The organism is Vibrio sp. QJM3NY_39 (assembly GCF_057785895.1).
This window is the reverse complement of sequence record NZ_CM173505.1, coordinates 2,160,315-2,174,600: the sequence shown is the minus strand read 5'-3', so window position 1 is coordinate 2,174,600 and position 14,286 is coordinate 2,160,315. Positions and strand designations below refer to the sequence as shown.

Sequence of the window (14,286 nt, the reverse complement as noted above, 5' to 3'; positions counted from 1 at the left end):
AGAACCGCTGAATAAGGATGAGAGCTAGCCGTTAATTTATTGAGGCAATCGAAGTATCGAGCAATAGACTGATTTAACTCAATGTTTCTTGTTTGCTACTGATGGGTTAGACTAAAAAAAACAGACTAGTGTAGAAAGAGAACTCATGGAACAGTTAAGAAAAATTGGTGCAATTGGCGGAGCAATCTCATTGGCACTTTGTTGGCCATTAGCGGTTGGGCAAATTGGACAAAATGCGATTACTGATGGCGTTGCAAAGCTTAACAATTCAAGCATTCAAGCTGAGATCGTGGAATACGATAGAGGTTACCTTTCTTCTACTGTAACCACTCGCGTAACTGTGACGGATGAGAGCTTGAAAGAGCAGCTTGCGCTCGATGGCTTACCAAGTGAGTTTGTCATTAATAGTGCGGTGAGCCATGGCTTAGTGAGCTTAAACGCGCTGTCGACGTTTGAGAATACTGACATTCTGCCTCTTACTCTGACTACCAGCACTGAACTAAACGGCAACACGGATTTCAACTTCGAGTTAAGCCAGTTCAATCACCAAGGCTCAGAAGAAAATGGTACCTCGGTATCTATCACGAAGTCGAATCTGTCTGGCCACGCCACTGTATTAGGGCAGGTTGATTACCAGCTTTCTATCCCATCGGTTCAAATTGATTTTGAAACGGGTGAAGAGGTGACACTCTCAAATCTAAAAGGTATTGGTTCAGGCCAACAAGCGAAAGGTTACTGGTTAGGCACGCAAAACTTTACTATTGATAGCTTCTTGATTTCAGATTCTGCAATGCAGCCATTCATGACCATCGAAAACTCTAAGTACGATTTTGAATCGCATCTAGATGAAGCGACTAAGCGCTTGAGCAGCAGTCTTAAGTTGGATGTCGCCAATATTGAGACCAACGAAGGCCAGTTGAACAATCTAAACGTCGATTTTGAAATGTCGAAACTGGACAGCCAGTCGTTTGAGAAAATCTTTGAAATTTACCAGGCGAACCCTGTTCTGACACAAGAAGATGTGGCTGAGATCATTCCGTTCATCGACGTACTGTTTGCTAAAGGCTTCGACCTTTCAATGAACAATATGTCGTTAGAATTAGGTAAAGGTCAGTTTGAATCTAAATGGTTGGTGAGCGTACCGGAAGGCACAGAAAACATCAGCAGTAACCCTTCAATGATTGTTCCTGCATTAACAGGTAATGTTCAATCTAGCTTCTCAAATGAGCTTGTTGAAGAATACCCTTTTATCCGTGAAGGTATCGACGAATTGATCGTGATGGAAATGATCAAGCAAACAGAAAGTGGTTATGAAATCACGGCTGACCTAAAGAATGGAAATCTAGTGTTTGAAAATGGACAAGAAATTCCATTAATTGCACTGCTTATGCCGGCTTTTGTTCAATAAAAAGAGTCGGGCTTAATACTGATAGGGCGATCTAACGGGTTAAGTTAAACATTTTGTACGGTACGAAACAAAAGAGGTCTTAAGACCTCTTTTGTTGTTTTTATGTTGGGTAAAACATGGTATTACTTTCATAGTTATTATTTAGCAGGAGCAATTATCCCCATGGAACTTACATTAGATAACGTATTTAACTTTAGTGCTGGCCCAGCGGCACTGCCTAAACCGGTAATGAAACAAGCGCAAGCAGACTTCATTGATTGGAATGGTTTAGGCACTTCCGTTATGGAAATCAGCCATCGCAGCAAAGAGTTTATTCAAGTTGCCGATGAGTCTGAGCAAGACCTACGTGATCTTCTGAACATCCCAGACAACTATAAAGTTCTTTTCTGTCAGGGGGGAGCTCGTGCTCAATTCGCTGCTGTTCCTCTAAACCTTCTTGGTGACGCGACGAAAGCGACTTACATTGATGCGGGTTACTGGGCAGAAAGCGCAGTGACTGAAGCGAGCAAATATTGCGAAATCGATGTATTTAACGCGAAGACATCTATTGATGGCAAAGCGGCGGTTGTTCCGGCTAAAGATTGGAAAATCGACCCTGAAGCGGCATACGTGCACTTTTGTCCAAATGAAACCATCGATGGCATTGAAATCAGTGAGCTTCCTCAAACGGATAAGCCAATCGTCGCGGATATGTCATCTAACATTCTGTCTCGTAAGATCGATGTGTCTCAGTACGGTGTTATCTACGCGGGTGCTCAAAAGAATATCGGCCCAGCTGGTATCTGCATTGCTATCGTACGTGATGATCTACTAGAACTAGCAAACGAAGTATTGCCGAGTATTCTGAACTACAAAGTACTTGCTGAAAAAGACTCAATGTTCAACACACCGCCAACGTACGCTTGGTACCTATCAGGCCTTGTATTCAAGTGGCTGAAAGCTCAAGGTGGCGTTGAAGCGATGGAGTTGGTGAACAAAGAGAAAGCGGCGTTGCTTTATAATGCGATTGATAGCTCTGCTTTCTACAAAAACGATGTTCACACCGCAAACCGTTCAAGAATGAACGTACCTTTCCAATTGGCGAAACCAGAACTAGACGCAAAGTTTTTAGAGTTAGCTGATGCTGCGGGTCTGAAATCGCTAAAAGGTCACAGAGCGGTAGGCGGAATGAGAGCTTCACTTTACAACGCGATGTCTTTGGAAGGCGTGCAAGTATTAGTCAGCTTCATGAAAGACTTCGAAGAGAAATACGCTTAATCAATAACAGAAGTTTGAACAATAAACAGCATCCTTGCTTTTGATTGTGTCAGATGTACTAAACGAGAAGAATGCCGCTTTTGCGGCATTTTTTTTGGTTCATCGCGGCTTTCCGGGGAAAGCCGCTTTTATCTTCAAGAAGAAGTAGTCTGTATCTCGATACCCATACCCCATTCGCTTGATTAACTTTATCTTGTTGTTTATCCCTTCCAGTGTGCAGGTGTTCAACGGATAACTTGCCGATGCGATAATGCCGTGAAGATAAGGACTCAGTTTTCGTGCGAACTCTTTCAATGGCTTAATTCCACTCTCTTGCACTTGTTCCCACCACGTGTCCCAGAGCCCCTTCGCGTGCCCTTCGGATTCACAATACCAAAGCTCTTTGAGTTGGGCTCCGAGTATATAAGTGGTCATTAAGTCCTTATTGATATTCAATATTTCAGTAAGATAGCTATCTTGACGTGTATTTAAGTTGCCTCTATTTTTCAGCAGTACCCACCGTGAGCGCTTCACCCATTGCCTCGCTTTTTTATCTTGCTTGAGTTTGTTGGCTTGGTCGACTCTGACTCTATCCATCACCTCGCGACCGAACTTAGCAACAACATGGAATAAGTCGTAAACGATTTTTGCGTTCGGGCAGTGCGCTTGAACTTCAAGGTCAAAAGCCGTATTCATGTCCATCGCTACTGCTTCGATATTTACCCCATTCTCGCCTAGCTGCTCGAAGAACGGCCGTATGTCCTTGCGGCTGCGGCCTAATCCAACCCAAATGACTTGATGAGTCTTCGCATCAGCGATGACGGTGGCATATCGATGCCCTTTAAAGATGGCGAACTCATCCATCACGAGCTGCTTTAGCTCACCCCATTTCACTGGCGGCACCACTTGTCGAAGTCGGCGTTTATCTATTTCTTTAATGGTGTGCCAATGAACGCCCGTAATTTGGGATATATGCTTAATGGGAAGCAGGGGTAGCAGTTGTTCTATATAGCTTTTTAGGCGCTTTGTTATACGAGCATAAGGCTCTAACCAAGAGAGAGATTCTGTTTTTATGCCGCAGTCACGACACTTAATCCTTCGAGTTTGAACGGAAAGTTCAACAGGCACACCGAGCAACATGGCATCCTTTACGTGACGCCATTGATACTCATGGATAGCCTCGGCCTCAAGACCACAAAGGCATTTAGCCTCAGAGCTAGGTTTAAGAGTCAGGGTAATAAGTGATGCAGTCTGGAGAGACTTTACTATTTGAAAGCCTTCCCAGAATGAAGATAGGAAAGTATGATTCGGCATAGAAACGGTAGTTTGTGTATGATTTTTGTTTGGCGACTAAACCATATCACTTACTACCGTTTTTGTTTTTAGTTCCCGCTAATCCGCGATGAACCTTTTTTTTTGCCTAAAAAAGCATAAAGGGTATGATATGTTGCATTTTTTGTTCAGAGTTAAGTTGAACAAAAAGGTTTGGTTGTTATCGGGGAGAGCAATTTGTATCGATCGAAAAAATGAACAGATAGCTTGGTTTTTCTGTTTATTACTGACCTTTTACTATATAACGTCTTGCCCCAAAATAACGACAAACCCCAACAGCCAATGTCATCAGCATTCTTGATGATTTCTGGCGCCATTCGAGACATGATACTTTTCGCCATGAGGAATTAGGTGTGAGATTTTTGAGTATATTAGCGGCGTTGTTCCCCGTGGTTACTTGCGCCTCTACGCTCGAAATATGGGCCGGTATCAATTATGAAACCGCTGACTACGTTAAAGAACACATCGAATCGATGACTGATCATCGTGTTGAAATACGACCATTTGATATCAACAGTATCCGATCAGAGCTGCTTGTCGCAGATCCTCGAGACAATACCTTTCCTGATGTTATTTGGGTGCCTTCTGATTTCTTGGGGCTTACTGAGTATATTGAGCTCTCAACGTTACCTTCCGCTTGGGTCGATACTTCACGCTATGAGAAAAAAGCTCTTGATGCCGTAGTGATTAATGATGAACTAAAGGCGTTACCAGTAGGAATCGGTAACCAATTAGTTCTGTATTCGAACAAGCCGCAAGATCATGACATTACTTGGGAAGAGTTGATTCAACGCTCATCTGATTCGAACCGTGCCACTATTTTGTTCCCAAATCCAAACATGTACTTCTATTTGGCTTTCTTCCAACTGTTTTCTCAAGACATGCTTTCATCGATAAACATTGATGGGGAAGGTTTGGTCTCAATTTTTGAGTTCATCGATAAGCTTGAGAAAGCCAAAACCATTGAAGCGTTTTGCAATGAGACATGTGCGCGGCAACGTTTCATTACTGGTGAAGTCGAGTTTTTGATTGATGGTGATTGGGCTTTTAGCGAACTAGATCAGGCGTATGGCGAGCACTTACATGTGAACTCTTTACCTACCTATCGCGACAAGGCGATGTCTTCATTTAGTGGTGCCAAGATTTTTGCGATCACAAAGAAAGGGATGAACAACCCGGAGAAAAGAGAAGCATTAAAAGAAGTTGTTCAGTACTTACAATCGAACAGTTTTACTTATTTAGCGCATTCAAGCGCGATGATCTCGCCATTTCGTGAGGTGAACCAACGCCGTGTTGAAGAAGGAAACAAGACTTTCTCTAACATGTACGATGAATTTCAATCTTCGCAAATGATGTCGAGCGACTATAAAATGGCGATCGTATGGGAAGCTTCAGCACGAGCGTATGAGCGATATAAGTCGGGAATGCCGAAGCAAGAGCTGAACAAGTTTTACGATGACTTTGTAAGCTACTACTCAGCGAACATGGGGGCTGGCGATTGAAACTTTCATTGAAATACTCCATGGGTTTGGTGTTGTTGGCGTGTTCGTTATTCCCAGTTTATCTAGCCGGTCAACTGATACTGAATAAGCAGAATGAAAGCTCTCTTGAACAAAAAGAGATCAAGCTAGCCAACTCAACGGTAGGTATTCAGCAAACGGTGCAAGAGCAGCTAAACCTTACAGCCAGTCTCACGCAGTGGTATTCGCAAGATCGTTCATTGATTAAAGCGGGTGGGAATATCTTTTTCTCTAGTGTTGTGTGGGACAAGATGGAGAGCTTTAACGCACTAGCCGATAGCGTGTCCGCAACCTATATATTGGATAGTAACTGGAAGCCCATTTATGACAGCAAAGGTAGCTTGTATCATTTTGAACAAAGTCAATTACTTGAGGGTTTGAAGCTTCCTCATTCTGCGTACAAGCAAGGCAAGTTGTTTCACGCTGAGTTTATAGAGCCAGAGATCGCAGATAACGCGGATTCAGGTATCGTTTTTGTCGCGCCAATTTTGCCGTATCGGTTGATAGAGGGCTCAAGTTATACGCCGCAAGGCTATCTCGTCGTGCTGATGGGTTACGGCCGATTAGAGTCTAAAATGGCGCCTTTCCTGTATGACAATGAGTCAGTGGAGTTTGATTACTTGGCTTCGGTTAGCGATAAAACTGAACAAACAGGCACCCAGTTAATCTCTAACGACAATAAGTTGTTTTCAGAAGCATTAACATTAGCGGTGAAACACCATGTATCGGACAGTGCTCGTTTACAAGAGATGCAGCAATCTCAGGTAGTGTTCGTTCGAATATTATTTGCGACATTAGCCGTCGCAATTGTCTTCGCGTTAGTATTGAATCGCGCCTTTTCGAGACAACTTAATTTGCTCACAGGTTCGGTGGAGTCCTACTCAAACAACCAGCCCCCTGAGCACAATCCAGATAAGCATCGTTTTACTGAGTTCACTGTATTCAGCCGTTTATTGGAAAAGATGTGGTCTCGAATACAGAGTCAATTGAGTGAACTGACGATACGTAATAATCAGTTGAGATCCGCCTATCAACAGATAAAAGAGAACAACCACAAGCTTGAAAGTTTTAACACACAGCTAGAGCAAACGGTTGAAGAGAAAACGAGTAAATTAACGCATTCATTAGCCCGCGAAGAGTCACAGAAAAACCGTATTCTTAAGATCGTTAAGTTTGCTTCTATGAGACAAAGTGTCGAGTATCGCTTGATTCCTGAGCTGGTGGATCAACAACTGGAATCGTTGCTTCCTGATAGCTTAATCCAATTCAGCTTTAACTCTGTTTCTGATGGCGACATTGCTGATAGCGATATGACTAGTCGCGACAAAGATTTAAAAGATTCAAAAGGCACCACGATTGGTTACTTCTCGTCTCAGGGTTTTGGTTTACTGAGCGAGGAAGACTTATTGATTTTTGACCTATACCAAAAACAGTTAGCTGGTTGGATAGAGCTTGAGAACATTACTCGTATCAACATGCCAACAGGGTGCTACAACCGTAAAGCCTTCGATGAAGATCTGGATTTCTCTAAGCAGCGTGCTACAGAGTATAAAGACAGTTTGTCTTTGCTGATCATTGATATTAATGGACTAAAGACCGCTAACGATCAGTATGGACATGCGGTTGGTGATGAGTTGATCAAAGGCTGTACGGATGTGATTCGCAATCGGTTAAGCCATACCAGTAATCTGTATCGATTAGGTGGTGATGAGTTTGCTATTCTTACTTTGAAGTCTGCTGAGCAACACGCGCAAGGCCCTCACCAACTCGCTGAACAGCTGTATGCGGATCAAATCGATCAGGCTATCGAAACGCAAGTCGGCGTTAGCATACCGGTTAGATTCTCGATTGGCGTCGCGTCAACGGAATCGACAGAAGTCGAGCTACTGTTTTCTCAAGCGGATGAAGATATGTACCGCCAAAAGCGTCGTTATTATCAAGATCTAGCTGAAGTAGCAAAGTAGCAAAATAGCGTAAGTCACCTTGTAAATTAGAATCAGGGCCTAAAGATAGGCTCTTACTACCTTCTTCGACCATTTAAGCGAAACTGCTGCGGGGTTACATCAAAAGATGCCTTGAAAGCTTTAATGTAAGACGAGTCGTTTTGATAACCGACTTGATCAGCAATATTCTGGATTGAGAACTCTTCATCCAACAAAGACAACGAGTAAATCAGGCGGATTTGTTGTCGCCATAACTGAAATGACGTGTTGAACTCTTTTGAGAATAAGCGCGATAAGGTTCGCTCTGATGCACCGACTTTACCTCCCCATTCCTTCAACGAAAAGTCCAACGTTGGTGCCTCTGTCAGCGCTTCAAAGATAAGCTTCAATCGTCGGTCTTCGGGTAGCAACAATTGATAGGTCTGAACGTTGTCTTTCATGATCTGATCGTGCAATACCGAGAGCAATCGCGATACCTCTTCATCACTCACTAATCCTTCGCACTGTCTGCGAATTTCCTGCAATAACTCATTCAAAAACGGCGTCAGGGTAATGGTTCGCACTTGAGGCTCATACTCAATACCAAAGGCTGGATTAAGGTAAATACCGACAAACGTCGTATGGTTCAATGCGATAGATTCATGTTGAATCCCTGCAGGCACAAACAAAGCAGAAGTATGGGGCACAAGATGCTGGTAGTGATCGGTTTTCGTTTGCAATAGGCCTTTGAGCGGGAAGATCACTTGATGCCATGTATGTTGGTGCATTGCATCGACGTAGCCCTTGGGCATATCGATGGTCTTCACTAACGCTGGTGAATTAGGATTAGCGACCATCATCTCATTTGAGGTGATGATTCCGGAGTGAGAATCTATTTGGCGGGTTGGCATGGTTAAGTGTCTTTATGTCCCTATTCTGACGTGGCGAGACTAGGCTATCATGCCCGGCAGAGTGAATGAAGTAGAGAGGGCACGCGTATGCGATATCAAGTTGAAATATCGAAAGAAAACCAACTACTATTCAAAGTCGAGATTGAAGGTATTAACCAAAATAAGTGTGAAACATCGCTCGAAACGGTCTTGGCTAAGTTTCCGAAAACAGAAGGTTATCAGCGTCATCTATTGCTTTCGAACAGCGAAACGCGTTACTTAAAGAGCGCAGAAAACCACATTGAAGTATTAGCAGCGGTTCCGGTATTTAAATCACTGGGCGAGCAATAAGTTGGCTTTAGCTCGTATAAAACAGCAAATAAGTTTAGGTAAAAGGGAAAGATATGAAGAAGTTAGGCTTAGTAAATAGCGTATTGGTAGGTAAAACTGTTGCCTTTGCACACGGTGCAAATAGTGCCATCAACAAGCAGGTTTCACCTGAGCGTCAGCATGCCACAGAACTTGGTTTTACCAATGATGAACAAGGCGACCCTCGCTTTCACGGTGGTATTCAAAAAGCCCTTCATATCTACCCAAGCGAGCACTACCCAGTTTGGCAGGAAGAGTTAGGTGACAAAATCATCTTTCAATCTGCAGGCGCATTTGGCGAGAACCTAAGCTCAAGCGGCGTCACGGAGCATTCCATTTGCTTGAAAGATAAGATTCGTATTGGTTCAACATTGTTGGAAGTCTCGCAAGGGCGTATGCCGTGCTGGAAGCTGAACGTGAGATTCGATCAAAATGATATGGCAAGAAGGCTGCAAGATACGCTAAGAACTGGCTGGTATTTCCGTGTATTGGAAGAGGGTGATATCGGCGCTGGAGATGAGATCATTCTATGTGAAAGACCTTATCCAGAATGGCCGTTAACTCGCATCATGGGGGCGGTGTTTACAGGTTGTTTGGATAAACAAGAGCTCAAAGAATTGGCGGAGCTACCTTTAGTCGAATCTTGGGGAGCACTTATAGATCGTCGCCTTGAAACTGGCAAAGTCGAAGATTGGGAAATGCGATTAGTTGGTCCGACAGCGAAGTAAGCTTTTCCTAATACGCAAAAACAAAACGCTCACTATTTAGATAATGTGAGCGTTATGAGTATTAAGGTGTAAAACGGCTAATGGCTAGTCGCTTCACGTACGATTTAAACAGTATTTAAATCTAGCTATAACCAGAAATCTTTAACCGGCATGTCAGGGCTAAAATGATGCGCAATCTGCGCTTGTAGTAACTCTGCGGTTGCAATTGCATCCGTTAATGCATGATGCGGCGTGTAGTCGGGTAAGTGGTACCGACGGCGACTCTGACCAAGCCTTACTGATGCTGGTTTCTTTCCTTTGAGCTTATTCCATAAGCCGCCAGCCAGTTTGTTCTGGATTTGAGATTCAATCTCGAGTGTGTCGAGGACTGGAAATTCGATCCCTTCACCTAATCTCACTTTCAGTGCGTTATCCAAGAAATCACGCTCGATACGACGGTAATGAACCACTGGGATGTGACCCGCCAGTGATTCTAATATCTCATCTAACACCTCGCTAAGGTCTGGTGCGTCAATGATGTCGTTGTGAGTAATGCCATGAATAACCACAGAGTCTTCTTCTAATTTCTGCTTTGGTCTCAGTGTCCAGTGTTTGGCTTGTCGTAAGTAAATACGATTTAGCGTAAACGGGACAAGGCCAATGGTAATGATGCCATCTTTGTTTGGGTTTAAACCCGTAGTCTCAAAGTCGACAGCTAAGAAGGTTACTTCTGATAATGGCGTATCAGGTACAGGAAGAGGTTGGCTATAAAATTGCTTTAAACGCTCGTCTCTCGCTCGTTCCAGCTTTTGAGCAAACTTAAATGGCCAGTCGACCGCAGGTGATCTGAATAGTTTGTTCATAGGCCCTACTTAAACTTATTGCTGGCTTGATAACGGAACTTAAGGAAGTTCTGCGCATTACTTAATATTTGGAATGCGTCCTTTAGGTTGCGTCGCTCGAAGTCAGATAGGTTCTCTGGCTCAATGTTGTTATCCGGTTCTATGTTGTTGTCGACATCGTGTGCCTGGTGGCGAATACGAACTAAGGAGATAAACTCCATCGCATCTTTCAAATCTTGAGCTCGGCCTTTTGGCAGAATACCTGCGTCGATAATGTCATCCAAACGTTCGAATGAGTTCTTCGAACGAGATGCTACCGCCAAAGAGTGAACACGAATTAGATCGGCAAGTGGTGCGGTACCACGACGTTTAAGGTTGATCGAGTTGTTATGACGACCATCTTTTTCCATAACGAAATCTTTGAAGAACCCGAGTGGCGGTGTGCGGTTAAGCGCATTACGAGCAAGACATGCTAAGAAACGGTTGTTCTTACGTGCTCGGCGAACAATAAAGCTGTTCAGTTGTTCCGCCCATTTCAAGCGGCCGTAGACACCGTCTAAATCAAAGAAAATAGAAGCGTTCAATAGCGCTTTCGGGTTTGGATCATCAATCCAATCGGCAAAGCACTCTTCCCATTGGCGACGAGTCATACGCCACGTTGGGTTGGTGGCCATGATGTCACCAGTACAATACACGTAGCCACACTGATCTAAGCCATCACAAATGAAGGTTGATAACTCTTCAAAGTATTTACCGTGCTTTTTCTCGTCGTAGGTGTCATCAAGAATAATGGCATTATCTTGGTCTGTTACGAGCAATTGCTCATCGCGCCCCATTGAACCGAGCGCAAGGAAACAATAGGGAATGGGTGCTTTACCCAATTTTTCTTCACCAAGCTCGATAATACGCTGTTTAAAGCTACGGCCAATTACCGACATAGCTGTGCCAACCATGTGGGCGTTGGCATCTTCGTTTACTAGGCGAACGAAGCTGTCTTTTACTTGTTCAGAAAGTACTTTAAGATCTTCAATGCTTTGTTGCTGGAAGATGCTGCTTACCAATAACAGCGAGTTTTGAGACTCGTAGCGAACAATATCGGTCGCTTCGATAATACCGATAGGTTTCTTATCTTTAAGCACTGGCAAGTGGTGCACGTTGTAGCGAAGCATAGTCATCATTGCTTCATATACATAGGCATTGTGGTCGAGTGAGATAACCTCTGGTGTCATTACACTGGATACTTCATCTGATGGGTCAAGGCCTTCGGCTAGAACGCGAGTACATAAGTCTCGGTCGGTAATGATGCCGATAACAGGTGTTGAATCGTCTTCATCATCTTCAACAATATCAGGGTCGATGATCAGTAGAGAAGAGACATTGTCTTCTGCCATCATGGTTGCTGCTTGTTGGATAGTGCGCGTTTTCTCGATCATCGGCGCTTCGCTGGTCAAGAGCGTTTTGACCTTAGATGTCGATAAATCGTTGGCGTCGTTGCTGTCTGAGTTTGCTTGGCGAAGTCGCGCGTTATCTTCCACCTCGACAAAGTCGGCGAATGAATCATAGTTGTCGTAGAGCTCTTGGAAAATCGGCTCAGGGATGCAGTAGAGAAGGGTATCTTCGGTCGCTTTAACTGGGAAGCGAACTTTGTTGTTGGTCAGCAGCCCCATTTGTCCAAACACATGCCCTTCATCAAGGCGATTATAGAGTTCGCCCTTACGACGATAGACTTCAACTTCGCCACTTCGAACGATGTAGAGATCATGAATTTGATCACCAAAGTGAATGATAGGGGTATCTTGGCGGTAATAAGAAATTTCCACACTACTGGTCACTTTCACCAATATCTCTTCAGGAAGTTCAGAGAAAGGGGGGTATTGTGCCAGAAAGTTTTGAATCTCTAATAACTCAGCATCCATAATGATCATCCATTGGTTTGTATGATTTCATGGTACAACATTTGATAATAATTTTCCGGCACAAATCAATCTGTGAGCTAAAACCTTTTTAAAGTCTTATGGATAGACTAATCTTTCAGTTAATGGAGTGACAGTTGAAGGATGATAGGAATGTCGAAGTGGAAGCTTAGTTTGGTACCTGTAGTTTTTATGTTTTCTCCAAGTTTGTGGGCGGACACTAACGCGGTGGATATTCTTGATTATGACCATATATATGCCACCGCGCATTCGGGCAGTTTAAATGAAGATGCAGGTGGCAATAATAATGCCTCATCGTATGGATTAGGCGTCAGTTACGCGATGACGGATGATTGGTTGTTGTTGGGCGACTACAGTGCGCGCTTTATTCACCCGGATGACACGACAACTCGAATTGATACGCTTATGCCAGGTGTTGGTTACCGTTACAGCATTAAGAAAGATTTAGATATAGTGGCTTACTACCTGCTTGGTATCACTAAGGGGGAGGTGGAAGATAACGATACCAACCGAACTGAGTCTTCAGATACCGAGTTTATCCAAGGGATTAAAGCCGAACTTAACTATGGCTTCGCCAAACGCTGGATTGCGAACGGTAGTGTGCAAGCAAATCGCAGTGACCTGTTTGATGAAGAGATCTATCACCTAGGTTTACGCTATCTGGTGACCAACAAGTTTGCGATTGGTGGCTCTTATCAACACCGAGATGGCGAAGGTAAGATTCGTAGTGAGCGTACTAACGAGCTAGGTGTAGAGTTCTTCTTAGAGTACTAACCAGTAACGCAGAGGCTAAGCGTTAGTACACAGAGACAGACACAAAAAAGCCAGCTTAATCGCTGGCTTTTGCATATCTATAGGTCGACAGATAAAGGTTTCGCTTTTCGATTAAAGAACCGCAGCAAGACCTTTACATAGAGGACCCATGTTTGACTTAGTCATGCCAGCAACACTGATACGGCCAGAACCAACAATGTAGATAGCGAATTCGTCTTTCAGGCGAGTTACTTGCTCTTTGCTTAGGCCAGAGAACGAGAACATGCCGTTTTGGCGCTCGATGAATGTAAAGTCTGCATCAACACCTTCAGATTTCAATGTTGTTACGAATAGCTCACGCATCTCTTGGATACGGTCACGCATTTCTGCCACTTCCGCTTCCCATTCAGCACGTAGATCAGCATCACCAAGGATGTGAGTTACTACAGCACTACCGTGCGCTGGTGGGTTAGAGTAGATAGAGCGGATGATGCTCTTAACTTGAGAGAACGCTGTCGTTGCTACGCCTGCAGATTCTGCAACTAGAGTAAATGCGCCCACACGCTCGTTGTACAAGCCGAAGTTCTTAGAGAATGAGCTAGCAACAAGGATCTCATTGTTGTATTGAGCAAAAATACGTAGACCAGCTGCATCTTCTTCAACGCCTTTTGCAAAACCTTGGTAAGCAAAATCGAATAGAGGTAGCAGTTTCTTCTCAGCAACCAGTTTAGCCAGCACTTCCCACTCGTCAGTTGTTGGGTCGATACCTGTTGGGTTATGACAGCAACCGTGAAGAAGAACGATATCGCCTGCAGATGCTTTCTCTAGGTCAGCCACCATACCAGCGAAGTCTTTGTCTTTTGTTTCAGCGTTGTAGTAGCTGTATTGAGCTGTTTCGATACCTGCAGCAGCGAAAACGCCGTTGTGGTTAGCCCAAGTTGGGTTACTGATCCAGATTTTTGCGTCGCCTAGTTGGCGCTTGATGAATTCGCCCGCTACGCGAAGTGCACCTGTACCACCTGGAGCTTGTGCTGTTTTAGCGCGTTGAGACGTTACGATCTCTGCGTCTGAACCGAAAAGAAGTTTCTGAACCGCTAGGCCGTATTCAGCTGTACCTTCAATTGTTAGGTAAGATTTGGTTTTTTCGTTTTCAAGAAGTGAAGCTTCTGCTTTCTTTACTGTTTTAAGAACAGGCGTTTGACCATCTTCATTTTTGTAAATACCAACACCAAGGTTGATTTTTTCTGCGCGAGAGTCTTTTTTAAACTCTTCAGTAAGGCCGAGGATAGGGTCGGCGGGAGCAGCTAGCACTTTTTCAAACATAATCTTCATCCATGTCAATTGAGAGGGGATAGTATCTATTGGTAGTTATA

At 43.9% G+C, this 14,286-nt stretch carries 12 protein-coding genes; 7 read left to right on the top strand and 5 right to left on the bottom strand.

The annotated features are described in order from the left end of the window. Positions 1-145 precede the first annotated feature (145 nt). Both AC3CHU_RS09695 and serC read left to right on the top strand, forming a co-directional pair. A complete protein-coding gene (locus AC3CHU_RS09695; RefSeq protein ID WP_488524437.1) occupies positions 146-1,408 on the top strand; it encodes a DUF945 family protein in 1,263 nt (420 codons plus the stop codon). A gap of 162 nt (positions 1,409-1,570) precedes the next feature. Beyond that, a complete protein-coding gene (gene serC, locus AC3CHU_RS09690) occupies positions 1,571-2,665 on the top strand; it encodes a 3-phosphoserine/phosphohydroxythreonine transaminase (RefSeq protein WP_029222145.1) in 1,095 nt (364 codons plus the stop codon). A 99-nt stretch (positions 2,666-2,764) separates the two neighbouring features. Here the strand turns inward: serC and AC3CHU_RS09685 are convergent, their stop codons facing one another. Beyond that, positions 2,765-3,958 (bottom strand): ISL3 family transposase, encoded by a 1,194-nt coding sequence (locus AC3CHU_RS09685; protein WP_488524348.1) that lies wholly within the window; start codon positions 3,956-3,958, stop codon positions 2,765-2,767. 371 nt (positions 3,959-4,329) lie between these two features. On the opposite strand from AC3CHU_RS09685, the gene AC3CHU_RS09680 reads away from it, so the two are divergent. Together AC3CHU_RS09680 and AC3CHU_RS09675 are read left to right on the top strand one after the other, a co-directional pair. After that, entirely contained in the window at positions 4,330-5,478 is a 1,149-nt protein-coding gene (locus AC3CHU_RS09680; RefSeq protein WP_488524436.1) for a sugar ABC transporter substrate-binding protein, read from the top strand. Between the two features lie 20 nt (positions 5,479-5,498). Further along, positions 5,499-7,460 (top strand): diguanylate cyclase, encoded by a 1,962-nt coding sequence (locus AC3CHU_RS09675; RefSeq protein WP_488525488.1) that lies wholly within the window; start codon positions 5,499-5,501, stop codon positions 7,458-7,460. Positions 7,461-7,516: 56 nt separating this feature from the next. Here AC3CHU_RS09675 and AC3CHU_RS09670 read toward each other — a convergent pair whose 3' ends face one another. Then, a complete protein-coding gene (locus AC3CHU_RS09670) occupies positions 7,517-8,329 on the bottom strand; it encodes an AraC family transcriptional regulator (protein WP_488524435.1) in 813 nt (270 codons plus the stop codon). Between the two features lie 87 nt (positions 8,330-8,416). Here AC3CHU_RS09670 and AC3CHU_RS09665 point away from each other — a divergent pair, with 87 nt between their 5' ends. Both AC3CHU_RS09665 and AC3CHU_RS09660 read left to right on the top strand, forming a co-directional pair. Continuing rightward, on the top strand, positions 8,417-8,659 hold the full coding sequence (locus tag AC3CHU_RS09665) for a hypothetical protein (RefSeq protein ID WP_428783547.1): 243 nt from the start codon (positions 8,417-8,419) through the stop codon (positions 8,657-8,659). Positions 8,660-8,712: 53 nt separating this feature from the next. Then, complete coding sequence (locus AC3CHU_RS09660) at positions 8,713-9,405, top strand: MOSC domain-containing protein (RefSeq protein ID WP_237290632.1); 693 nt, start codon at positions 8,713-8,715, stop codon at positions 9,403-9,405. A 125-nt stretch (positions 9,406-9,530) separates the two neighbouring features. Here AC3CHU_RS09660 and AC3CHU_RS09655 read toward each other — a convergent pair whose 3' ends face one another. Together AC3CHU_RS09655 and AC3CHU_RS09650 are read right to left on the bottom strand one after the other, a co-directional pair. Then, positions 9,531-10,247, bottom strand: coding sequence for a 3'-5' exonuclease (locus AC3CHU_RS09655; RefSeq protein ID WP_237290631.1), 717 nt, complete (start codon positions 10,245-10,247; stop codon positions 9,531-9,533). Positions 10,248-10,252: 5 nt separating this feature from the next. Beyond that, a complete protein-coding gene (locus AC3CHU_RS09650) occupies positions 10,253-12,142 on the bottom strand; it encodes a DUF294 nucleotidyltransferase-like domain-containing protein (protein WP_004734701.1) in 1,890 nt (629 codons plus the stop codon). 150 nt (positions 12,143-12,292) lie between these two features. Between AC3CHU_RS09650 and AC3CHU_RS09645 the strand changes: the two genes are divergently transcribed. After that, entirely contained in the window at positions 12,293-12,934 is a 642-nt protein-coding gene (locus tag AC3CHU_RS09645; protein WP_237299399.1) for an outer membrane beta-barrel protein, read from the top strand. A gap of 111 nt (positions 12,935-13,045) precedes the next feature. Here AC3CHU_RS09645 and AC3CHU_RS09640 read toward each other — a convergent pair whose 3' ends face one another. After that, entirely contained in the window at positions 13,046-14,236 is a 1,191-nt protein-coding gene (locus tag AC3CHU_RS09640; RefSeq protein WP_488524434.1) for an amino acid aminotransferase, read from the bottom strand. Positions 14,237-14,286 lie beyond the last annotated feature (50 nt).

Excerpts from the sequence above, each read along its gene's own strand:
- AC3CHU_RS09665 (WP_428783547.1), top strand. The coding sequence starts at position 8,417 with ATGCGATATCAAGTTGAAATATCGAAAGAAAACCAACTACTATTCAAA.
- AC3CHU_RS09660 (WP_237290632.1), top strand. The coding sequence starts at position 8,713 with ATGAAGAAGTTAGGCTTAGTAAATAGCGTATTGGTAGGTAAAACTGTT.
- AC3CHU_RS09675 (WP_488525488.1), top strand. The coding sequence starts at position 5,499 with ATGGGTTTGGTGTTGTTGGCGTGTTCGTTATTCCCAGTTTATCTAGCC.
- AC3CHU_RS09655 (WP_237290631.1), bottom strand. The coding sequence starts at position 10,247 with ATGAACAAACTATTCAGATCACCTGCGGTCGACTGGCCATTTAAGTTT.
- AC3CHU_RS09670 (WP_488524435.1), bottom strand. The coding sequence starts at position 8,329 with ATGCCAACCCGCCAAATAGATTCTCACTCCGGAATCATCACCTCAAAT.
- AC3CHU_RS09695 (WP_488524437.1), top strand. The coding sequence starts at position 146 with ATGGAACAGTTAAGAAAAATTGGTGCAATTGGCGGAGCAATCTCATTG.
- AC3CHU_RS09645 (WP_237299399.1), top strand. The coding sequence starts at position 12,293 with ATGTCGAAGTGGAAGCTTAGTTTGGTACCTGTAGTTTTTATGTTTTCT.
- AC3CHU_RS09640 (WP_488524434.1), bottom strand. The coding sequence starts at position 14,236 with ATGTTTGAAAAAGTGCTAGCTGCTCCCGCCGACCCTATCCTCGGCCTT.
- AC3CHU_RS09685 (WP_488524348.1), bottom strand. The coding sequence starts at position 3,958 with ATGCCGAATCATACTTTCCTATCTTCATTCTGGGAAGGCTTTCAAATA.
- AC3CHU_RS09650 (WP_004734701.1), bottom strand. The coding sequence starts at position 12,142 with ATGGATGCTGAGTTATTAGAGATTCAAAACTTTCTGGCACAATACCCC.
- serC (WP_029222145.1), top strand. The coding sequence starts at position 1,571 with ATGGAACTTACATTAGATAACGTATTTAACTTTAGTGCTGGCCCAGCG.